Source organism: Bacillus sp. JJ1122, from assembly GCF_036964885.1.
Taxonomy (GTDB): Bacteria; Bacillota; Bacilli; order Bacillales; family Cytobacillaceae; genus Mesobacillus.
The window spans coordinates 117,089-137,978 of record NZ_JBALQL010000025.1 but is presented as its reverse complement, the minus strand read 5'-3'; the positions used below and the strand labels follow the sequence as shown (position 1 = coordinate 137,978).

General features: G+C 41.7%; 20 protein-coding genes. 17 read left to right on the top strand and 3 right to left on the bottom strand.

Annotated elements, in window-relative coordinates:
* Positions 1-271 precede the first annotated feature (271 nt).
* The 17 genes from V7201_RS15495 to V7201_RS15415 all read left to right on the top strand — a co-directional run bounded on the left by V7201_RS15495 (position 272) and on the right by V7201_RS15415 (position 17,939).
* Positions 272-1,090, top strand: coding sequence for an SDR family NAD(P)-dependent oxidoreductase (locus tag V7201_RS15495; protein ID WP_335377648.1), 819 nt, complete (start codon positions 272-274; stop codon positions 1,088-1,090).
* Positions 1,091-1,100: 10 nt separating this feature from the next.
* Entirely contained in the window at positions 1,101-2,147 is a 1,047-nt protein-coding gene (locus tag V7201_RS15490) for a ketopantoate reductase family protein (RefSeq protein ID WP_335377647.1), read from the top strand.
* Positions 2,138-2,797, top strand: coding sequence for a GntR family transcriptional regulator (locus V7201_RS15485; protein WP_335377646.1), 660 nt, complete (start codon positions 2,138-2,140; stop codon positions 2,795-2,797). Before V7201_RS15490 ends, V7201_RS15485 begins: the two co-directional genes overlap by 10 nt.
* A 13-nt stretch (positions 2,798-2,810) precedes the next feature.
* Positions 2,811-3,827 (top strand): ABC transporter ATP-binding protein, encoded by a 1,017-nt coding sequence (locus V7201_RS15480; RefSeq protein ID WP_335377645.1) that lies wholly within the window; start codon positions 2,811-2,813, stop codon positions 3,825-3,827.
* A complete protein-coding gene (locus V7201_RS15475; RefSeq protein WP_335377644.1) occupies positions 3,781-4,776 on the top strand; it encodes an ABC transporter ATP-binding protein in 996 nt (331 codons plus the stop codon). The genes V7201_RS15480 and V7201_RS15475 overlap by 47 nt, the downstream gene beginning before the upstream one ends.
* 20 nt (positions 4,777-4,796) lie before the next feature.
* Positions 4,797-5,810 carry an ABC transporter permease gene (locus V7201_RS15470; protein WP_335377643.1) on the top strand — a complete coding sequence of 338 codons (1,014 nt, stop codon included), beginning with the start codon at positions 4,797-4,799 and terminating at the stop codon, positions 5,808-5,810.
* A gap of 15 nt (positions 5,811-5,825) precedes the next feature.
* Positions 5,826-6,644 (top strand): nickel transporter permease, encoded by an 819-nt coding sequence (gene nikC / locus V7201_RS15465; protein ID WP_335377642.1) that lies wholly within the window; start codon positions 5,826-5,828, stop codon positions 6,642-6,644.
* Positions 6,645-6,725: 81 nt separating this feature from the next.
* Positions 6,726-8,363 carry an ABC transporter substrate-binding protein gene (locus tag V7201_RS15460; protein WP_335377641.1) on the top strand — a complete coding sequence of 546 codons (1,638 nt, stop codon included), beginning with the start codon at positions 6,726-6,728 and terminating at the stop codon, positions 8,361-8,363.
* A 141-nt stretch (positions 8,364-8,504) separates the two neighbouring features.
* Entirely contained in the window at positions 8,505-9,842 is a 1,338-nt protein-coding gene (locus V7201_RS15455) for an amidase (protein WP_335377640.1), read from the top strand.
* Positions 9,835-10,974, top strand: a complete 1,140-nt coding sequence (locus V7201_RS15450; RefSeq protein ID WP_335377639.1) for a M20 family metallopeptidase — start codon at positions 9,835-9,837, stop codon at positions 10,972-10,974. Before V7201_RS15455 ends, V7201_RS15450 begins: the two co-directional genes overlap by 8 nt.
* Before the next feature lie 17 nt (positions 10,975-10,991).
* Positions 10,992-11,717 carry a creatininase family protein gene (locus V7201_RS15445; RefSeq protein ID WP_335377638.1) on the top strand — a complete coding sequence of 242 codons (726 nt, stop codon included), beginning with the start codon at positions 10,992-10,994 and terminating at the stop codon, positions 11,715-11,717.
* Positions 11,701-12,975: a hypothetical protein gene (locus V7201_RS15440; protein ID WP_335377637.1), complete on the top strand. Its 1,275-nt coding sequence runs from the start codon at positions 11,701-11,703 to the stop codon at positions 12,973-12,975. The genes V7201_RS15445 and V7201_RS15440 overlap by 17 nt, the downstream gene beginning before the upstream one ends.
* A 74-nt stretch (positions 12,976-13,049) precedes the next feature.
* Positions 13,050-13,622, top strand: a complete 573-nt coding sequence (locus tag V7201_RS15435; RefSeq protein ID WP_335377636.1) for a GNAT family N-acetyltransferase — start codon at positions 13,050-13,052, stop codon at positions 13,620-13,622.
* On the top strand, positions 13,591-15,363 hold the full coding sequence (locus tag V7201_RS15430; protein ID WP_335377635.1) for a M28 family peptidase: 1,773 nt from the start codon (positions 13,591-13,593) through the stop codon (positions 15,361-15,363). The genes V7201_RS15435 and V7201_RS15430 overlap by 32 nt, the downstream gene beginning before the upstream one ends.
* Complete coding sequence (locus V7201_RS15425) at positions 15,350-16,087, top strand: SDR family oxidoreductase (RefSeq protein WP_335377634.1); 738 nt, start codon at positions 15,350-15,352, stop codon at positions 16,085-16,087. The genes V7201_RS15430 and V7201_RS15425 overlap by 14 nt, the downstream gene beginning before the upstream one ends.
* 396 nt (positions 16,088-16,483) lie before the next feature.
* Positions 16,484-16,867, top strand: a complete 384-nt coding sequence (locus tag V7201_RS15420) for a DUF1398 family protein (RefSeq protein ID WP_335377633.1) — start codon at positions 16,484-16,486, stop codon at positions 16,865-16,867.
* 406 nt (positions 16,868-17,273) lie between these two features.
* The gene (locus tag V7201_RS15415) at positions 17,274-17,939 is read left to right on the top strand and encodes a Type 1 glutamine amidotransferase-like domain-containing protein (RefSeq protein ID WP_335377655.1); all 666 of its coding nucleotides are present in this window, start codon (positions 17,274-17,276) and stop codon (positions 17,937-17,939) included.
* A 396-nt stretch (positions 17,940-18,335) separates the two neighbouring features.
* Here the strand turns inward: V7201_RS15415 and V7201_RS15410 are convergent, their stop codons facing one another.
* The 3 genes from V7201_RS15410 to V7201_RS15400 form a co-directional block, all read right to left on the bottom strand.
* The gene (locus tag V7201_RS15410) at positions 18,336-18,875 is read right to left on the bottom strand and encodes a PadR family transcriptional regulator (RefSeq protein ID WP_335377632.1); all 540 of its coding nucleotides are present in this window, start codon (positions 18,873-18,875) and stop codon (positions 18,336-18,338) included.
* Entirely contained in the window at positions 18,872-19,714 is an 843-nt protein-coding gene (locus tag V7201_RS15405) for a sialate O-acetylesterase (protein ID WP_335377631.1), read from the bottom strand. Before V7201_RS15405 ends, V7201_RS15410 begins: the two co-directional genes overlap by 4 nt.
* A gap of 303 nt (positions 19,715-20,017) precedes the next feature.
* Positions 20,018-20,800 carry a hypothetical protein gene (locus tag V7201_RS15400; RefSeq protein WP_335377630.1) on the bottom strand — a complete coding sequence of 261 codons (783 nt, stop codon included), beginning with the start codon at positions 20,798-20,800 and terminating at the stop codon, positions 20,018-20,020.
* Positions 20,801-20,890: the final 90 nt, after the last annotated feature.

Genomic DNA, 20,890 nt, shown 5'->3' with positions numbered 1-20,890 from the left:
ATTTATTTGTTTTTCCAAAAGTTTTCGGAGTCAAACATACTAACTTATTCAGTATATCAATTTCAGAAAGTGGACATAGGGTTTAATCATACTTCTGATCATTCAAAGGTATCTCAAAATAACACTAAGATTCTTAGAGAGTAATAGAATATTTATAGCTAAATAATATTGAATTTATAATATTAAAAATATTCTAAAAATAAACTTTACAACCTTTTCGCCCTGTTATATAGTGTTACCAATATCTAGCGGTTAGTGAAGGGGTGGTATTTTGATTCAAAGTGTTAACAGTTTACAATCGACATTTTTTACGGGAAAAGTAGTTTTAGTTACCGGTGCAGCTCATGGGATCGGAAAAGGGATTTGCACCGCTTTCCTTAGGCACGGAGCAACAGTAGTTGGTACGGACATATTGGATCAGGAACTTGCGGATGTGAAAACGGAGCTCAATGAGTGGCTTGAGTTGAATAAAAAAAGCAACCGTTTTGATACATATACATGCGACATTACAGAAGACAAAAGAGTGAAAGAGCTGGTGGAGTTCACGGTTCAAAAATTTGAGAAGATTGACATCCTGGTAAACAATGCTGGAGGTGTATGTGGGCAAATACATCAACCAGTGGAAGAAGTGACGCCTGAGCAATGGAGAAAAATATTTGCGGTTAACCTGGATGCCGCGTTCTATACGACAAAAGAAGTTGCTCCACATATGAAAAAGCAGAAATATGGACGGATTATTAATATCTCAAGTGGAGCAGGGAGAAGTACTAGTCTAACTGGCATACAGGCGTATGCCAGTGCCAAGGCTGGCCAGATAGGCTTTACAAGACAAATGGCTCAAGAACTTGGTCCATATGGCATAACAGTCAATAACATAGCGCCTGGATTTGTCATTTCCAATCCTTCAACAAAGAAGCAGTGGGAAAGAATGACACCAGAGGAACAGGAGAATCTGGTCAAATCCATTTCGGTGAAGCGACTCGGAGAACCTGAAGATATAGCTCATCCGGTTCTGTTTTTTGCATCGGACTTCGCCAGCTATGTGAGTGGCCAAACTATTTCAGCAGATGGCGGACAACAACTTTTTTAGGAGGGGTCGAATGGAAATCACAGTGATTGGTGCAGGCGCGATTGGCGGCGTGTTAGGAGCTCACCTAGTGAGAGCAGGCAACAAAGTAACTTTTTGCGATATAGATCAAGAACATGTTGATGTGATGAATAATCGCGGTCTTAGAATTGAGGGGCCTGATGAAACTTTTACCGTAGAATGCGATGCGTATATACCGGAACAGCTAGTTAAAAAAAACCCAGCATTGGATGCAGTCTTCCTATGTGTTAAGGCACAGCATACAAAAGAAGCCTTAAAGCCTTTCGTACCTTTAATTGGGGAAGAAACCAAAGTTGTATCCTTCCAAAATGGGCTATGCGAAAACGAGATTGCCAGCCTGATAGGCAGAGAAAAAACGATTGGCTGCTTTGTTAATTTTTCAGCTGATTACTTAGAGCCGGGCAGGATTCTTTATGGAGGAGTTGCAGCGCTCTATATTGGAGAGTTGGATGGGGAAATCAGTCAGCGGGTAAAGGATTTGCAGCAAATCCTCCAATGCTGGGGACCAGCTCAAATTACGGATAACATATGGGGCTACCTGTGGGGGAAGATGTCGTACGCTGGACTTTTATACGCTACTGCATTAGTTGATGAAACAATGGCAGCTGTTGTCAGAAAAATGGAGCTGAGGGACACACTGATGGAACTTTGTTCAGAAATACTAGAGGTGGCGGATAAGGAAGGTGTTAAGCCAATCGGTTTCGATGATTGGGTCCCAGAGTTTGTTTATCCTCGAGATACTCGGGATCAAACAGTTCTCGATCATCAGCTGGAAAAGCTAGCGCAAAGAATGGCTGCAAACAAAAAAACGAAAAGTGGAATCTGGAGAGACTTGGCTGTCAGAAGAAGAAAGACAGAAATTGATTCCCAATTAGTCCCTATCTTAGAAATAGGAGCTTATCATCGTATTCCGATGCCACTGACAAGTTTGCTTGTGTCTCTCATCAAAGAGATAGAAAACGGTACGATTCAAATGGATTGGGATCACTTATATAAATTAAAAGAACTGTATGAAAGTGGAGAAAAAATATGCATTTAAATCATGAAAACCTTTCCGATCATGTAGCTAAAATCATCAGAAAAATGATCCTGAACGGTTCCTTGAAGCCTGGCGAAAAAGTGAATCAAGCCCAGCTTGCAGAAAGTCTTAATATATCACGCGGGCCGATAAGAGAGGCTCTGATGTTACTGCAAAATGAAGGGTTGATCAAACATGAAACAAATAAAGGAACACATGTAACCACACTTTCTTCTCAGGATGCATATGAGATTTATACTCTCAGGGCTTTGCTGGAAGCAAAGGCAGCAAGCCTTGCAATTCCTCATTTAATAGATAAAGATTTTAGCAGGCTGGAGTCGCTATTGGAAGAGTTCCAACATGCTATGGAAGAGAAGGACTTAGAAACAGAGGCAAAGTGTGATATAGATTTCCACAGTGTGATTGTCAGTGCTTCCAGGCATAAAAGATTGATCCACATGCATCAGCAGTTGGATACCCAGGTTGGGGCCATGTTTTTGACAGTTGCTAACAAGCTTCCTGCGAGGGCAGCTCTTGTTGTAGAAAACCATAGAAAACTACTTGATGCTTTGAAGTCAAAGGACACAGATAGAGTCAGCAGGGAGTTTTCCGATCATTATGTTCACGCATTGAATGAACTAAAAGGGGTCAAGGGCCTTCTGACTATATAAGGGTGGTGTTTTTATGTTGCTAGAACTGAATGATGTATCACTATCTCTTAAGAGAGATGGGAAATATGTGAAAATTTTAGATGAGATCTCTCTCCAGGTAAATAAAGGCGAGACAGTAGGTATTGTTGGTGAGTCTGGCTGCGGAAAAAGCATGACCGCATTATCAATCATGCGACTTTTACCTGAAAAGGCAAAGCTTGAGGGAGTCATTAATCTTAATGGTGATGATGTAACCTCCTATTCGAAAAAGAAAATGGAGAAAATCAGAGGCAATAAAATGGCGATGATTTTCCAGGATCCGCTGACGTCATTGAATCCTCTTCATACTGTAGGCAGGCAAATTGAGGAGACGCTAATCCTTCATACGGATTTAAATAAGGAGCAACGTAAAAAACGTGTCATAGAGCTGTTAAATGAAGTTGGCTTGCCGAGAGCAGAGGAGATTGCTACCGAATATCCACATCAATTATCTGGCGGTATGAGACAGAGAATCATGATTGCTGTTGCGATGGCATGCAACCCGAGCCTATTGATTTGTGATGAACCAACAACTGCTTTGGATGTAACCGTTCAAGCACAAATCCTTGATCTAATGAATCATCTTAAAGAGGTTAACGAGATGGGGATTATCATGATCACTCACGATCTCGGTGTAGTTGCAGAGGTTTGTGACCGTGTTGTTGTGATGTATGCTGGCAAAATTGTAGAGCAGGCAGATGTTAAGGAATTATTTTTGAATCCTAAGCACCCTTATACAAAAGGTCTGCTTGAATCAATCCCGAAATTAGGGGTTAAAAAAGCAAAGCTTGGATCCATTCCTGGAATGGTTCCATCACCAGATAAAATGCCAACGGGCTGCCGCTTCTTTGATCGCTGCAGTTCAGCAATGGAAATCTGTAAAGGTAAAACACCTCCATTGAGCAGTGTAGGAGAAGATCATACAGCAGCTTGCTGGCTTTACGAGGAAAAGGGGGGAGAATGGAATGGCTCTTCTGGAAGTGAAGGACTTGAAGCAGCACTTCACAATTAAAAAGGGGTTTCTTGGTGAAAAGAAAAAAGTAAAAGCCGTTGATGGAGTAAGCTTCCACATTGAGCAGGGGGAAACATTAGGGATTGTAGGTGAATCTGGCTGCGGAAAATCAAGTCTGGGCCGCACAATCCTCCAGTTAATAAAACCAACATCCGGTGATATCTTTTTCGGCGGAAAGAATATTACCCATCTTCCGAGAAAGGAAATGAAGGAGTTGCGGAAGGATATGCAAATTGTCTTCCAGGACCCTTATGCCAGCTTAAACCCCAGGAGCACTGTTCGTGCGATCCTTGAAACCCCGCTGATCGTTCATGGAGTAGGAAATAGACAGGAAAGGTTGAAAGTCGTTGAAGGCCTGATTGATAAAATCGGCATTCGTAAAGAACAGCTCGACCGCTATCCGCATGAATTTTCTGGCGGACAGAGACAAAGGATCGGCATCGCAAGGGCACTCACATTGAATCCGAAACTAATTATCGCAGATGAACCTGTTTCTGCACTTGATGTTTCGGTCCAGTCGCAGGTTCTGAATCTTATGGTGGATCTTCAAAAAGAATATAACTTGAGCTATATGTTCATCTCGCATGACCTTTCTGTTGTACAGCATATTTCCGACAGAGTAGCTGTTATGTATTTGGGGAAAATCGTCGAAATTGCGGATGTTGATGAGCTATACAGGAATCCACTGCATCCGTATACCAAGGCACTGCTAACAGCCGTACCACTTCCGGATCCGACAAAAAAGCGAGACAGAATCCTTTTACAGGGAGACCTGCCAAGCCCGATCAACCCTCCGACAGGCTGTGCATTCCATACACGCTGCCCAGTAGCAACTCCTGAATGTAAAGTGGAAACTCCTGAGCTCAGGGAAAAAGTGATGGGACACTGGGCTTCATGTATTCATGTACACGCAGAGCAGATTACGAAAACAAAAATCCATATTTCATAACCAAAAAGGAGGCGGGATAGGTGGACGCACTTCGTTACACGGTAAAAAGGATTCTGCTCATGATACCAATATTGATTGGTATAAGCATATTGACTTTCTTCATCTCGAATACCATTCCGGGTGATCCAGCTCGTTTGGCTGCAGGTCCATACGCAGATGCGAAGGTAATCGAAGAGCTGCAGGAAAAAATGGGCCTGAATGATCCTGTATATGTTCAATATTCCAACTACATGAAAAAATTGCTTCAAGGAGATCTTGGAAACAGTAATTATTCTCATCAGCCCGTGATGAAGGATATCAAACAATATTTTCCGGCAACTTTAGAGTTAACTTTTTTTTCGATGTTGATCACGATTTTAATCGGCATTCCTTTAGGGGTTATAAGTGCTAGCAAGAAAGATAAAGCAGCTGACCAATTTGCCAGGGTCATGGCACTTATAGGTGTGGCCATGCCGGCATTCTGGCTGGGAATTATCTTCCTATTATTCTTCTATTTAAAACTTGGGGTCTTACCTGGTTCAGGACGGTTAGATACAGGACTGGTTCCTCCGGAGACTATCACTGGGATGTACACAATTGATGCTCTTCTGACTGGGAATTGGACGGTGTTTAAATCAGCTGTGATCCATTTAATCCTTCCTGGTATTACGCAAGCTGCCGTAACAATCGGGATGATCACAAGAATGACGAGATCATCCATGCTTGAAGTGTTAAGAAGTGATTATATTCGAACGGCCTTTGCCAAAGGTGGATCAGAAAAGCGAGTACTTTACGGCCATGCATTAAGGAATGGAATGATGCCGATCATGACGCTTCTTGGCATGACCTTTGGCCATTCACTCGGCGGAAGTGTGCTCGTTGAGTCGGTGTTTTCGTGGCCAGGACTTGGCAAGTATGCAGTCAATGCCATTACATATCTGGACTTTCCAGCTGTGATGGCCGTCACCATTCTGATTGCCGTTCTGTTCATTCTCGTAAACCTTATCATCGATATACTCTATCAGGTTGTCGATCCTCGACTTAACTATGATTAAAAGGAGGCAATATAAGTGGTTAGACGGATTTTACAAAGTCCTTTAACAGTATTAGGGATTTTCCTGGTAGTAATGATTATTATTCTAGCCATATTCGCTCCATGGATTGCCCCTAAGGATCCGCTGGAGGTAAATTTGGGACAAAAATTACTTCCTCCCAGTTCCGATCATTTGTTCGGTACGGATGAAGTGGGAAGGGATATACTAAGCCGGATTATCTTTGGAACTCGGATTTCTTTAAAGATAGGATTAATGGTCGTTTTGATTTCTTTTCCAATTGGCACCATCCTTGGCGCAATAGCTGGCTATGTAGGTGGTATGGTCGACCAGGTAATCATGAGGCTTACGGACATTTTCCTCAGCTTTCCAGGTATCATCCTGTCGATGTCCATTGCCGCAGCCCTTGGACCATCGATTGAAAATGTCCTCCTGGCATTAGCGATCACATGGTGGCCTTGGTACACAAGGATTGTCCGCTCGTCTGTCCTGTCAATCAAGAGCTCTGAGTTCATAGAATCGGCCAGGGCGATCGGAGCCAACCCTTTTAGAATTTTATTTAAAGAAATTATTCCAAACGCGATTGCTCCAGCAAGCATCCAGGCGAGCCTGGACTTAGGATTCGTCATCTTGGCTGCAGCTGGTCTAAGTTTTATCGGCCTGGGAGCACAGCCTCCATCTCCTGAATGGGGAGCTATGCTATCCTCGAGCAGGGAAATTCTGCGGGATGCCTGGTGGGCAGCTACCTTTCCCGGTTTGGCGATCCTGCTGACTGTCTTAGGTTTTAACTTATTGGGTGATGGCATGAGAGATTTGCTAGATCCTAAAAATAGGTAATTCTATTTCTTTGAAAGGGGTGATTCCTGCCTTTTAAAGCTTTGTAAGAAAAAAATCCACTAATAATCTGGGGGGAAACTAATGAAAAGGAAGAGTATCGTATTTAAAGTGATGACCATGGCGTTGATTCTGTTACTTGCTTTGACTGGATGTAATAAGTACAACCAGGAGACGACAACACCTGCAGAGGGGAAAAACGAAGACAAGAGCGATACGCCAGCAGAACCAAAGGGTTCGGGAAATCCAGAAGTCTTCAATTTCGCCACCAACCAGGATATACCTCACCTTGACCCACATGGCACTGCTGCCAATACATCGTTTCGTGTAACCTACATGCTTTATGATCGTCTCGTTACTTATGATGGAACAGATACTGAAGTAAAACCTCAACTTGCTGAAAAATGGGATGTTTCCGACGATGGCTTGACCTACACATTCTACTTGAATAAGGAAGCTAAATTCCATGATGGTACCCCTGTTACGTCGGAAGCTGTTAAGTATTCCTTCACTCGTGCCATTGATATTGGAAAATCTGCTGCTGGTCAATTTAATAAGGTTATTACAAAGGATAGCTTTGAAATAGTGGATGATCATACAATCAAAATTACTCTTGAGAAACCATTTGCCCCATTCATCAAAACGCTTGGAACTGTTTTTGCCAATATCGTCAACCCGAAACTTGCAGAAAACCATGGCACTGATTTAGGTGAAAGTTACCTTGCTGATAAGGAGTTTGGTTCTGGTCCATACATTCTTGAAAGCTGGGACCGCGGCCAGAAGATGGTTTTAAAAGCAAACGAGAACTATTGGGGAGAAGTACCTAAATTAAAAACTGTCAATATCATGATTGTCAACGAACCATCAACGGCGAGATTAATGCTGGAAAAAGGTGAAGTAGATTTGTTGGATTACTCTATGCTTTCACCTGATGTTATGAAGCAGATGGAAGGTACAGAAGGTATCGATATCATCACACAGCCTGGATACCAGATTGATGATATTGCGATTAACATGGAGAAGAAACCCCTTGACAATGTGAAGGTGCGCCAGGCATTGGCACACGCTGTAAACTACGATTCTATCAATAAGGATATTCTTCTGGGTGCTGGTAAGCGTATCGGCGGAATCATCCCTGAAGGAATGTTTGGTTATAACCCTGATGTGACGCAATATGATTTTGACCTTGATAAGGCAAAAGCACTTCTAGAGGAAGCGGGACTCGGAGACGGTTTTGAAACGGAGATCCTGATTTCTGAGAATAATGAAGTACGTAAGAATATTGCGGTCATGATGCAATCAGACTTCAAAAAAATTGGTGTTGACTTGAAAATCAAGACACTGGCATGGCCGACATTCCTGGAGACTGTTACTTCAGGAGGTCATCAGTTAGCACTCGCAGCATGGACACCGGATTATGCTGACCCGGATTACAATCTTTGGTACTTCGCACATTCTTCTAGTAAGGGCCCTGGGTTCAACCTTGCATTCTATGAAAATAGCAAAGTCGATCAGCTATTGGAAGAAGGCAGAAAGACTGTCGATGAAGGCAGACGAGAGGAAATTTACAAAGAGATCCAGGCAATCATGAGTGAAGAGGTTCCGTATATCTTCCCTGCACAGCGTCTTGTTCAGGCTACTCAAAGAACCTGGGTAAAAGGGTATGAAATCAATCCGATGAACACTTGGTATGTACCGTTCCAAAAGATGACGAAAGAATAATTTCATGAAAGCGACCGCAGGACTTTATCGTATGCGGTCGTTTTATTCAATCAAATGCAGGAGGATGGCGAGATTTCCCTCTTCTCCTGGTGACAGTACAGGCGATCAAAATAAAAGATTCTATCTGGCAATAGGTGATGAATGATGAAAAAGTGGTCTAATTTATCGATTTTGGAAGTGGCTGATTTATACAGGCGAAAGGAAATGTCTCCGGTTGAATTAGTCGGAAACACTTTCGAAAGGCTTAAAGAAGTTGACTCAAAACTGAACAGTTTTATTACTGCCTTGGAATCAGAAGCCATAGAAGCAGCAAAAAAGGCTGAGACTGCTTTTTTAAAAAATAAAGCGGAGCATGTTCTATATGGAATCCCATACAGCGTAAAAGATCTCTATTATACAGAGGGAGTCAGGACGACGTGCGGGTCACATATCCTGAAGGATTATATTCCTGACATCACTGCTCCATTGGTATCAAAGCTGCAGGACTGCGGAGCCATACTCATTGGTAAAACGAATATGTTGGAGTTTGCCTATGGAGTTGTTCACCCTGATTATGGCCAGACAAACAATCCCTGGGATGTATCAAAGACTGCTGGAGGATCCAGTGGTGGGTCAGCCGCTGCAGTCGCTGCCGGACTTGGGTTATTTTCCCTTGGTACAGATACAGGAGGGTCAATAAGGATTCCTGCGTCTTATTGTGGAATTACAGGGCTTAAACCGACCTATGGTTTGCTCTCAATCGAAGGTGTCTTTCCATTATCACCATCACTCGATCATGCCGGGCCTATGGCAAAGAGTCCGGAAGATTTATTAGTGGTGATGGATGCCCTGGTGCCAGGCTTTCTCTCTGAGAAACTTCCAAACAACGAAAATATGACCATAGGAATCCTGCCAGCCGATAAAATTTCAGATGTTTGCGCAGAGGTATTAAGTGTTTATGAAGAGACGTTAAACCAGTTGAAAAATTTAAGCTGGTCTGTGAAGGAAATTGATTTGAAGTATTTTAATCGCACAGAGGAAATCGTTATGAATGTTCTTTTACCTGAAGCAGCCTTGATTCATGAAAAATGGCATTCCAGGAAAGAGGAGTATGCCCCTTTAACATATAAACAGATCGAAGCAGGTCTTTCACATTCCTCAATTGATTATTTGAAAGCTAAAAGAGAGGTAATGAATGCGAGGGAGGATGTCGACCAGATATTAAATGGAGTGGATTTTCTGCTTATGCCTACGGTACCCTATCCTGCTCCAGAAGAGGACCCTGCCCTTGAAGTAGATAACGAAATGAAATTTACCGGGTTATTTAATGTTACAGGACATCCAGCTATAACGATGAACGCTGGTTTTACTGAGAGTAAGCTTCCGGTTGGACTGCAGCTTGTTGGTAGACGTTATGAGGACAAAAGACTGATTGAAGCAGCAGTTAATTTAGAAAGGCTGCTAGGCAAATCAATGAAGGGAATTCAGATCAATGTCTGATATTTTAAAATACCTTAAAGAGCACAGTAACTACATCACTGACACTTTGATTAGGTTAACAAAGGCTGAATCTCCATCCCATACAAAAACTCTCGTGGATAAGTGTGGTGAAGTACTGCGACAGGAATTTGAGAGTCTGGTAGGCGGTTCTGTTGAAATGATTGAAAAAACGGAAGTTGGCAACCAATACAAATTTACATATGGAGCAGGGGATGAAGAAGGCCAGATTTTGGTGATTGGCCACATGGACACCGTGTGGGATGTTGGCGCACTGCCAATAAGGCAGGAAGGAAACCTTCTTTATGGCCCAGGGGTTTTTGATATGAAAGGCGGTCTCGCTATTACACTTTGGGCATTAAAGGCACTGAAGGAAACCGGTTCCCAGCTGAACAAGCAAATCACCTTCCTTGTATCAACAGATGAAGAAGTGGGAAGTGCCCATTCGAAGGAGATCATCCTTAAGGAAGCTGGAAAAAGCTCGGTAGTATTGGTTCCGGAATCAAGTATCGGACCGGATGGGGCAGTAAAAACCGAAAGAAAAGGAGCAGCGCAGTTCCTGATGAAAATTGAAGGGATTGCTGCGCATGCGGGGATCAATGCCTGGGATGGTGCCAGTGCAATTGAAGAGTTGGCTCACCAAATACTAGATTTGAAGAAGCTTGAGAACCGCGATGAAGGAATTTCAGTGAATATCGGGGTAGTGAAAGGCGGAACCCGCGGGAACGTCATTGCCAAAGAAGCTGTAGCAGAGATCGATGTTCGCATCACCAAAAAGGCACAGGCGGAAAAGGTTACTGAAACAATATTGAACAGACCAGTTTTTGTAAAAGGAACAAAGGTCGAGGTATTTGGGGAAATTGACCGGTACCCTCTTGAACGGACAGAGGCAGTGATTCAATTATATGAAGAGTTAAAGGGAATTGCGGCCTCACACGGATACGTTTTGGGAGAAGGGTCTTCGGGAGGAGCGAGCGATGGCAACTTCACCGCAGGTCTTGGCATTCCGACAATTGATGGCCTCGGCCCTCTTGGGGATGGAGCCCACACAGAGAGGGAACATGTTGACCTAACAAATCTTCCGTACAGGGCAGCTCTGATGGCTGAAATTATCCTGAAATATGCAAACAAATAAAAGGGGTGTTTAGAAACATGTACATGATGGATTTAACAGCCTCAAAATTCAAAGAAATTAAAGCATCCGTAGACACTGTTTTATTGCCTATTGGAATGATTGAAATGCATGGACCCCATTGTTCGCTTGGAACGGATGTGTGGATACCTCGAGAGTTTGTCCGCCGGCTTGATGGCATGATTGGAGACAGGGTATTGATGGCACCTGAAGTTGCTTACGGTCATTCTTGGGGTCTTGCCCCCTTTGAAGGGACGATTGATGTATCGGCGGAAGCTTTTTCCCAATACGTCTACGAAATCGGAAAAGAGTTTCACCGGAATGGTTTTGAACAAATTGTTCTGTTCAATGGACATGGAGGAAATATCCCGAGCTTAACGACTGTTGCCGAAAAGCTTGCTGACTTAGGGATGAAGGTTTTAACCATCAATTGGTGGGTGGATTACCGTGAGCAAATCTTAGAAATCACCAAAGGCCCCGGTCATGGAGGGGAAGATGAAACTTCATTGATTCTGGCCATTGATGAGAAGCTTGCTGACCCAAGTCTTGCTGGTGACCACCAGGTAAAAATGAATCCGAAAATCAAATTTGAAAAATCAGGGAAGAAGTTATTTAAGGATGGCTATTTAGGAAATGCAGGCGCAGCGACAGCAGAAAAAGGCGAAAGATTATATGAAATGATGCTGGAACTAGTTTTATCCGATATTGAAGATCTATGGAGGGTGGCATATGAATCAGTCAATTAAGGAGGAAAAGAAGATGATGAGATGGACGGATGAACCAGTTGGGGAAAAAATCGTTGATATTGTTGTCAGTTTGAATGAACAGGCGCAAAAATTGCACAGCCAGGAAGTTGCCACGGCAAGTTACAGTGATGTTAAGCCGACGCTTTCCAGCTTCGATGAGATTGGTGACGCGTTGGATGAAGTAGAAAAGGCACTCAAGGTGAAAGCAGGACATGAAGGAGAATATATGAGAGCGATGGCAAACGGGTTTCGTTATTTTGCTCGGAGCCTGCAGGGCGACAACGTTCCATATGAAGAACTGATTGCCAACATTCAGGAGCTGCCATCCACCTTAATTACAGATCAGCAGCTCGAACATGCCAGGGAACTCGTTGAAAAAGGATTAACAGACCTGGGGTACAAAGGAAGCTTATTTGAAAAGGCAACAGCCTGGCGTTCTGATACATTGATTGACCCTGAACAGGTGACAACAATAGCTGAAAACTTCCGTGAAAACAGCAAGCAAGGGACATTGAAAAGGGTTATTGGACTTCCAGAAGAAGATGGAATTGAATGGATCAAGCCGATCAGGGGAGTGTTCTGGAGCGGATATTCCAAATATACCGGCAGCTACCGCGGAAACTTAACTTTCAATATTGACCGCCCCTGGACAGAGCCCATCCTGGCACAAATCATGACACATGAAGGTTATCCAGGGCACCAGGCATTCTACTGTCGCTGGGATTACTTGTTCCAGCAGGGAAAGCTTCCACTTGAAGCTTCGTATTACTTAATCAACAGTCCTACCAATGCATTGTTTGAAGGTGGTCCAGAAACAGCCCTGAGCTTTCTCGGCTGGGACGATTTAAATGAGGAAACACCTGGTGTAACAGATGAACAAAAGCAACAGTATCTGCTCGCAAGGAATTATCTAGACTATCAAAGGATGTTTACCACTAATGCCTGCTTTATGTATAACCTTGGCCAGGTATCCAGGGAGGAAGCGATTGATTATTTAATCAACAAGGGCGGAATAACCGAAATTGAAGCAAACAATGCCTTCCGTTTCTTTTCAGATCCTATACAGAAAACCTATTTCCCTTGTTACTACTATGGCCGCTGGATGGTAGGAAACGCCTATAAAGAAACTCCAAAAGAGAAACGATCAGAATATTTTTCTATTCTGTATGACACTCCTCATACTACAAAAACCTTTATCAAAGCGATCAGCAAGCTGCACGGTGTAGAATTTGATGCTTTTAACACATTGAAACAATAAAAATGGAAGGTGAGGCTTTTTAGGAGCTTCACCTTCTCTAAATTTAATATTTTCCTCAAAGGGAGATCGTCAACATGATCGAATTAGAATACTTTACAGTAGAGGACATCCCACAACTTATAAGCTGGATTGATAGTCCTGAATACTTACTGCAATGGAGCGGGTCAGGATTTTCCTTTCCTCTGACGGACCAACAGCTCATTAAGTATTTGAAGGAAGCAAATAAAAAAGGGTCAGAGGTACATGCTTATAAGGTTATTCACCTTGAATCATCGAAGGTCATCGGGCATATTTCCCTTGGTGCAATCAATCTGCATAATAGGACAGCGAGAATGTGCCGAGTCCTAATTGGTGATCAGCACATGAGAGGCAAGGGTTTAGCTCCTTTAATGGTCAATAAGCTTTTAAATATAGCATTTGTACAATTTGGACTTCATAAGGTAAGCCTTGCTGTATATGATTTCAATACTCCAGCTCTTAAACTCTATCAGAAAATGGGTTTTCAAAGTGAGGGAATTATTAGAGAAGCTTCCAGGATTGGAGACGATTATTGGAGTTATTATGAGATGAGTATTTTGGACCGAGAGTGGCATTCAGTAATAAATTGGAATGGGAGTGAGAACCTTGGAAAAGTTGACGCTGATTGAAAGAGAGATCATATCCCAAATAGATGCTAATCAACTAATGGAATATAACAAGGAAATCGCCAAAGAGGTAAGGTTGTCAGGGTCTGAAGAAGAGCTCCGAGCCTTTAAGTATGTCCAAAAGATTCTCCATAGCTTTGGAATAGAGACTGTCCTCTCTTTTCACAAAGCGTTTATTTCTCTTCCTGGTAAGGCGAGCTTAAGGGTGGGAGATATCGATCTGCCTTGTATTACTCACTCCATGGCACCGTCCACTAAAGAAGGCGGGTTAATAGGAGAATCGGTATATATTGGTGAGTTTTCTGATGAAAAACTTGATCATTGTTGCGGCAAAATTTCTGTTTTAGAAGGTATTGCGAGTCCAGTGGTTTTAAGAAAGCTATGGGAAGCGGGAGCTATTGGAGCCATCTTTATTAATGGACCTTTAACACATGAAATGATTGTTTCGACTGTCTGGGGGAGCCCGACTGCCGATACTATTACCCAAATGCCGAAGATTCCTGTCATTTCAGTAAATGATGATTCTGGTGAAATCCTAAAAAAGTGGATTGACGAAGGGAAGGGCCAGGTAGAACTACATACCGAGGTTGAAACGAAATGGACAAAAATCCCCACGTTAATCGCCGACATTAAAGGTAAAGAGGAACCAGAGCATTTTGTTTTATTCAGTGGACATATCGATTCATGGCATTACGGAGCCATGGATAACGGGTCTGCGAATGCGACCATGCTAGAGGTGGCAGGAGTGCTTTCAAAATATCAAGAGCACTTGAAAAGATCGATCCGTTTTGCTTTTTGGTCAGGACATTCACATGGCAGGTATGCTGGATCTCAAAACTACTGTGATCATCATTGGGAAGAAATCCACGAAAATTGTGTCATGCATTTTTATATAGATTCTGTCGGAGGCAAAGGAGCTACCATCCTGAGCGAAAGTAACTGTATGAGTGAAACGAAGGAGATAGCAGCTCACTATGTGAAGGAGATAGCCGGTCAAGATTATATTGGAAGCAGATATGGGAAATACGCTGACCAATCTTTTTGGGGAGCAGGAGTTCCTTCCTTATTTATGGGAATGTCGGAACAACCATTATCGAATGACCCTTTATCCCAAAAAGTGTTTCAAGTATTTGCGGGGAAGGAAGCAGGAGGCTTTGGCTGGTGGTGGCATACTGTGGAAGACACAATCGATAAAATCGATCCGGCAAATTTAAAGCGAGATTGTGAAATCTATGCTCTCTCCATCTATAAAGTTTTGACCGAACCTATATTGCCAATTAACCAGCTGGCTGCGGTGCGAGAAATGAAAGATACAATCAATGAGTATGAGGCAACTGCAGGAGATAAAGTCGATTTGGTTGTAACTTTGGAACGCTTAAACGAACTAGAAGATGTTCTTTTGAAAGCTCAATCTACTCTTTTGCCATCTGAAATATCGGCAGTAGTTCAGAAAGAGATTAATAAAATCATTATGGCAATCTCGCGCAAGCTTGTTCCTCTTAATTATGTGTGTACTGATATTTTTGAGCATGATGCAGCTATTGGTTTATTACCCATTCCCGCACTTTCCTCAATTCATAGAATTGCTGCATTAGAGAAGGGAACACATGACTATTATTTGCTGAGCACATCTATAAATAGACAGATTAATAAAGTGAATTATCTTTTAAAAAGTGCACTAAAAGAAGCTTACAACTTATTGACTGTTAATGAAAAAAGGAGTGAAAATTATGTCGGCAATTAAAAATAAAATCGTTATTATTACAGGTGCTAGCAGTGGGATCGGTCGTGCAACTGCTGTGAAATTAGCAAGTGAAGGAGCGAAAATTGTCCTTGCTGCAAGAAGGGAAGAACGTCTGCAGGAGCTTGCACAAGAGATTAAGTCACAAGGAGGTACCGCGGTCTATAAACAGACGGATGTAACATCACTCGAAGAGGTTCAAAGTTTAGCGGAATTCGCACTAGAACAGTTCGGCAAAATTGATTTACTTTTCAATAATGCAGGAATTATGCCACTCTCCTATATGAAAAATAATAGAGTCGAAGAATGGAATCAAATGATTGATGTCAATATAAAAGGAGTCCTTCATGGTGTAAGCGCTGTGCTTCCTTATATGCTTAAAAGCAACAGTGGTCACATCATTACGACATCATCAGTTGCCGGTCACGGTATTTTCCCTTCAGGTACAGTTTATTGTGCAACCAAATTCGCAGCAAGGGTGATAATGGAGGGGCTGAATAAAGAACTGACTAAAACAAATATCCGGACGACCACGATTTCACCTGGTGTTGTAGACACAGAGCTAACAGATTTAATAATCGATGAAGAAGTTAGGCCAATTTTCGAGAACCCCGATCTTCCTTCCATAAAAAGTGAGGATATTGCCAACGCCGTTTATTATGCACTATCACAGCCTGCTTCCGTTGCCGTTAATGAAATCATTATCCGGCCGACTAATCAGGGGTAAATAAATCTTCATAATTTTTTCCTAGACCGTTCTGGTAAAACATAGACAATATTTTTATCTCTTGTTCATAGCAATCATCCAATATAAAAACAGAAGCGCAGGGACGTTTCCTGCGCTTCTTTCAATCATGTATTCATCCATACAACTAAAATATTAGGTACTAGGCAGAACAAAGCGTACCATCTGAATGAATTGAATCGATGATAAGACGGGCGGCATACTGAACCTTTTTTCCCGTAGCATCGCAACCTGTGCTTCCGAGAAGGGAAACAACTTTCTTTATTGCACAAACGAAAAAGAATAGATGAACATTTTTACAAACATATGAATTACCTCCAAGGTTAGAATAATGATGTGGAGGAATAATGAAGAGGGAATTTTAATCGGGGGTATTATATGAATGACAAAATAACAGAAAGTGAATTTCAAGAAATTATCCACAGAAGAAGTAACGGCAATATAAGCTTTCCTCAATTCTTAGAAGAATTGTCACAAAGAGGCATAAATGAATATGAAATAGATGTTGCCACTGGTCAAGCCAAATATAAAGGAGTCACTTCTGTGTTTAAAACTGATTCCCGAATAAAACTGGATATCTCAGATGAATTTAATAGAAATAAGGTACTTGAGGCAATCGCGAACATTTCTCTACCCTTTTTAGATTTCTTGAAAGAGATTTCTGAGGCTGGAATTGTAACCTATCGTGTTTATATACCTGAGAAAAAGGTTGAATATATTGGTATCAAAGAAGAAGTAATTGAAGAGAAGCTTAAAGTTTAAAATATCTTAAAAACAGCTGTTAAGGCAACTTTTTAATTGTAAAAGAAAGTTTGTGGAGGAATTTCCATCAACTAAAGGGTGCGTTGATCCAGGAAGATTGAGGCACCTTTTTGCTGAATTCTTAATTGAACAAGCGAAGCAGTTTAGTGATCAAATTATCACTTACTATAAATAAGAAGGTAGACCAATAAAATTAGCTTTCATTGCCTATTTGGGGTAAAAAAGGGCAGCCGCTGCTGAGCAAAAATTAACAAAGGACTTATCATTATCCTTATAGAATATATACCTGAAACGGGAAGGTTATTGACGCGACACCATATTGGGTTAATTTGGTCTTGTACAAGACCTCGCTGTTCCAAACGACATCCGCACCCCTGTTTGAAATGAAACGACAAGGAGTGAAATGATGAAATTTCTGCTAACATCTGCTGGCATCAATAACAAAAGCATACACGACGCGTTGGTTGACATGCTGGGCAAACCGATTGCCGATTCCAACGCCTTGTGCATCCCTACCGCATTGTACGGACACCCCTGGGTCGGTCCAGGCGTCAATGCCTGGCAGTTCATCAGCGGGAAATCCGATAACATGGTCGGCCTGGGCTGGAAGTCCGTAGGCGTGCTGGAACTTACAGCGCTGCCAAGCATCGACGATGAACGCTGGGTACCGCTGGTCAAGGAGACGGACGTCCTGCTGGTGTCGGGCGGCGACGCCCTCTACCTGGGCCACTGGATGAGGCAATCCGGGCTGGCAGACCACTTGCCGTCACTGGACGCAGTCTATGTGGGAATGAGTGCTGGGAGCATGGTGATGGCACCGAAAATCGGAGAATTCTTCGTTGGCTGGACACCTCCCAACGGTCGTGATGAAACACTGGGTCTGGTCGATTTCGCAATGTTTCCGCATTTGGAACATGAGATGCTCCCGTATAACACGATGGCTGCTGCAGAGAAATGGGCAGCCGGGATGCAGGGGCCGGCGTATGCGATTGACGATCAAACCGCCATCAAAGTAGTGGACGGAGCAGTCGAAGTGGTCTCTGAAGGGGATTGGAAACTGTTTTCGTCATGATATTACTTGGCTGCTACGCTATTAATGTTTAATTTGGCCGGTTAAAAGAGGGACGAGTATTGCAATATCGAGTGGCCGACCGTTTGTGTTTGTTGAGGTCATTATTAATCGGGACAGGTTTGCAAATCTTATTGGACTGTCGATGCAGTTGATTTGAGTAAAAAAATTTTTAGCTAATTCCACAATCGGGCTTATTGCGGAATACCTTATTGTGAAAATGGTATAAAGTATGGTGCCAGTTTTCATTGTTACCTTACCACTTTGATTTTCTGTTGTTAGTGCAGAAGTAATTAGCCAAAACATAACTGCAATTAGTGGCTGGACTACTAAAGATTACATTAAAAAATCACCTATCAATTTTACTTAGTAATCTTGATAGGTGATTTTGGTTTTTATTTATACAGTAGCTTCTTCTATGTCTGCCTTCAATTCTTTAAACCATCTTAAGTTCACTAAATGGTGAGAACGAGAATTTTCGTTCATGCGACGAAAATAATCAATTTTACCAGGTAATTCTATAGTGATAGCCAGGTATTCATCGAGAAGAGCAATTCTGGCTTCAGTTTGATCAATTTGGGACTGGATTATTTCTAATAATTTATTTTTATCGAATTCTTCTGCAAAGAGTAATGCTCCATATAAGGGTAAGTTTACATACTCGGATTTAGTTCCATACTTGGCCATTAATCTATCGAATTCTTCTATTCCTAACGGTGTGATTTTAAAGGTGTGAATTTCACGGCTGTTGTTTGGACGTAATTGATGTGTTTGTTCAATCAAACCTTTTTCTTCAAGTTGTTTCAAATTGTAATAAAATGATCCTTTAGTAAAGTTAACGATATATTTATAATGTCGTTTTTCCATTAAACTTAATAGTTCGTATCCATGAGCGCCAGGGTTTTGAATAAGTAAGCCAAGGATGAGTAAGGGAATCAAGGTTGCATCACATTCGCCATTTGTGCTTCAAATTCAGCGTATGTGATTTTACCTAGAGCCAAATTCATACTGTGAATATAAATTTGTTCAGTTTTCGAATAGTTATTGTTTATTTTTAGTGATTGATTTTCATCCGAAAGAGGCTCAAAGATATGACACTTTTTCGAAAAGGCTTCGAAGTAGCGATAACCAAATTTTCGTTGGGAAACGGCGTTTAAATGAATGCCATCCGGATTGGCAGTTAGACCTTCTGCCGATACAAAATAACTATTTTGCTGCTCATGAGCGAATCGTCGTAATTCTTCGTTGATTTCTTGAAACTCTGATGAGTACTTTCCGAAACCTGTTTTTCCTAGAAAATCACCAAGCTCACCAATGATTAATGGGACATTTTGAAGGTTTAATTCTTTACGTAAGGTTTCAATGATATGGGATAACTTTTCATAATACGTTTCATGGAGAGAATTATTGCTATCACTTTCACCTTGATGCCAAAGTATGCCACAAATTTCACTCGTTTCAAGAGCAAATCGAGCTTCAGACAAAGCATGTTGAAAAAGAGTACCTTGCGGATTCCAATCGTTCAAGGAACTGCCACCTTCCGCACAAGGAATCAAACCAATTTCTTCATCCGGGTTGGCTTTCAACCATGCCTCTGCAAAAGATGCTGCAAGACTTACACCAGCAACAGGGCGGTCATAATTAATCGGCTCTGTCATCATTTGCCACTGACCGTTGCGAAGCATTTTTATTTTTTCATTATAGATAGGTTCTACCTCATGCAAGAATCCACGCCCTGCCATATTTGATTGCCCTAACATTAAAAACGATTTTATCATTTAATTTTCATTCCTTTACTTAATAGTCTAATTAGACTTCAATATTATAGAGTCTCATTAATTTATCGTCAACTTGCTATTGCTAGTAAAATTTAATTGCGAATCTATATAGAGCTGACAGCGTTCTAATAACTAATGAAAGAAAATATTGAACAGCACTAATAAGGTCAGATTTATAAAATAAGGCAGGGCGATTGGATGCTTCGCATCATTCATTATTGGAATAAAAAATAGGAAAGGCAGTCCAAAACGGACTGCCTGAAATAAGAAGGGTGGTATTCTGGATTTCAAAACCTATACTCTTTAATCATTCAAATCAAAATCACTTGAAAGATATTCCCTCCACTCAGTTTCCATTTCAGTTATTGTTTTTCCATATACTATCTTGAAATCCGAAGCAATGTCTGAGCTGTCATAAATTTTAAAATAGGGTGAGGATCCATATTGATCAATTATGTAGCTGGTAAAACTCCCGATCTTTACCCATGCTGCATTAGCTACCTCCACATCATGATCCGTATAAGAAGTGAAACCGTAATAAACTTGATCTACGAATCCGATGTTGTTGCTTAACTCTTCAATGCTCGCAACCTCCACATCAGAACGCTCCGAATACAATTCGTGAAGAAATTGCGGGCCATCTTGAAAATAAGCAGATAGTCCAGCTGCATTAAAATATCCCCTATGAGTGGACTGTTCAAAAAGGTTTGAGGTTAGATAGTAATAAAAAAATTGTTCTCCTGCTTCCAAAGCAGGGTCAAAGTAGAGGACAGACTTAGTATCGTATCCCTCAATTGTTGTCACGTCCAAAGTCAGTACATCGACAACCGGCATGTCGCCCTTGGCGAATTCCAGGATTTCAGTAATTTCACGTTCCAGTTCTATTTGGAGCTCTTTAAGCGTCTCCTCTTCTAGATTACTACTATTCAGCAAGCGTACAAGAACTCCTCTTTCTTTAAATTCAAGGCTTGTAGGAATCTCGGCTTTTTCTTTCGAATCAAAGGAGGTCGGCTTTGTATCCGGTTTATGAAAGATACAGAAGAAAACGGCTGATAATACAAGAAGCTGCACAAAAATTGTTCTCACCTTTAAAAATTCCCCCGAAACTAAATTGGTAATTATTAATTATTCCATAAACTATAACATGGATAAGCGACAAAAGTATAAGAAAATTCA

Bases quoted from the DNA above. Each gene is read 5' to 3' on its own strand.
- V7201_RS15490 (WP_335377647.1), top strand. From the start codon at position 1,101: ATGGAAATCACAGTGATTGGTGCAGGCGCGATTGGCGGCGTGTTAGGA.
- V7201_RS15485 (WP_335377646.1), top strand. From the start codon at position 2,138: ATGCATTTAAATCATGAAAACCTTTCCGATCATGTAGCTAAAATCATC.
- V7201_RS15480 (WP_335377645.1), top strand. From the start codon at position 2,811: ATGTTGCTAGAACTGAATGATGTATCACTATCTCTTAAGAGAGATGGG.
- V7201_RS15475 (WP_335377644.1), top strand. From the start codon at position 3,781: ATGGCTCTTCTGGAAGTGAAGGACTTGAAGCAGCACTTCACAATTAAA.
- V7201_RS15460 (WP_335377641.1), top strand. From the start codon at position 6,726: ATGAAAAGGAAGAGTATCGTATTTAAAGTGATGACCATGGCGTTGATT.
- V7201_RS15455 (WP_335377640.1), top strand. From the start codon at position 8,505: ATGATGAAAAAGTGGTCTAATTTATCGATTTTGGAAGTGGCTGATTTA.
- V7201_RS15450 (WP_335377639.1), top strand. From the start codon at position 9,835: ATGTCTGATATTTTAAAATACCTTAAAGAGCACAGTAACTACATCACT.
- V7201_RS15445 (WP_335377638.1), top strand. From the start codon at position 10,992: ATGTACATGATGGATTTAACAGCCTCAAAATTCAAAGAAATTAAAGCA.
- V7201_RS15440 (WP_335377637.1), top strand. From the start codon at position 11,701: ATGAATCAGTCAATTAAGGAGGAAAAGAAGATGATGAGATGGACGGAT.
- V7201_RS15435 (WP_335377636.1), top strand. From the start codon at position 13,050: ATGATCGAATTAGAATACTTTACAGTAGAGGACATCCCACAACTTATA.
- V7201_RS15425 (WP_335377634.1), top strand. From the start codon at position 15,350: ATGTCGGCAATTAAAAATAAAATCGTTATTATTACAGGTGCTAGCAGT.
- V7201_RS15420 (WP_335377633.1), top strand. From the start codon at position 16,484: ATGAATGACAAAATAACAGAAAGTGAATTTCAAGAAATTATCCACAGA.
- V7201_RS15415 (WP_335377655.1), top strand. From the start codon at position 17,274: ATGAAATTTCTGCTAACATCTGCTGGCATCAATAACAAAAGCATACAC.
- V7201_RS15405 (WP_335377631.1), bottom strand. From the start codon at position 19,714: ATGATAAAATCGTTTTTAATGTTAGGGCAATCAAATATGGCAGGGCGT.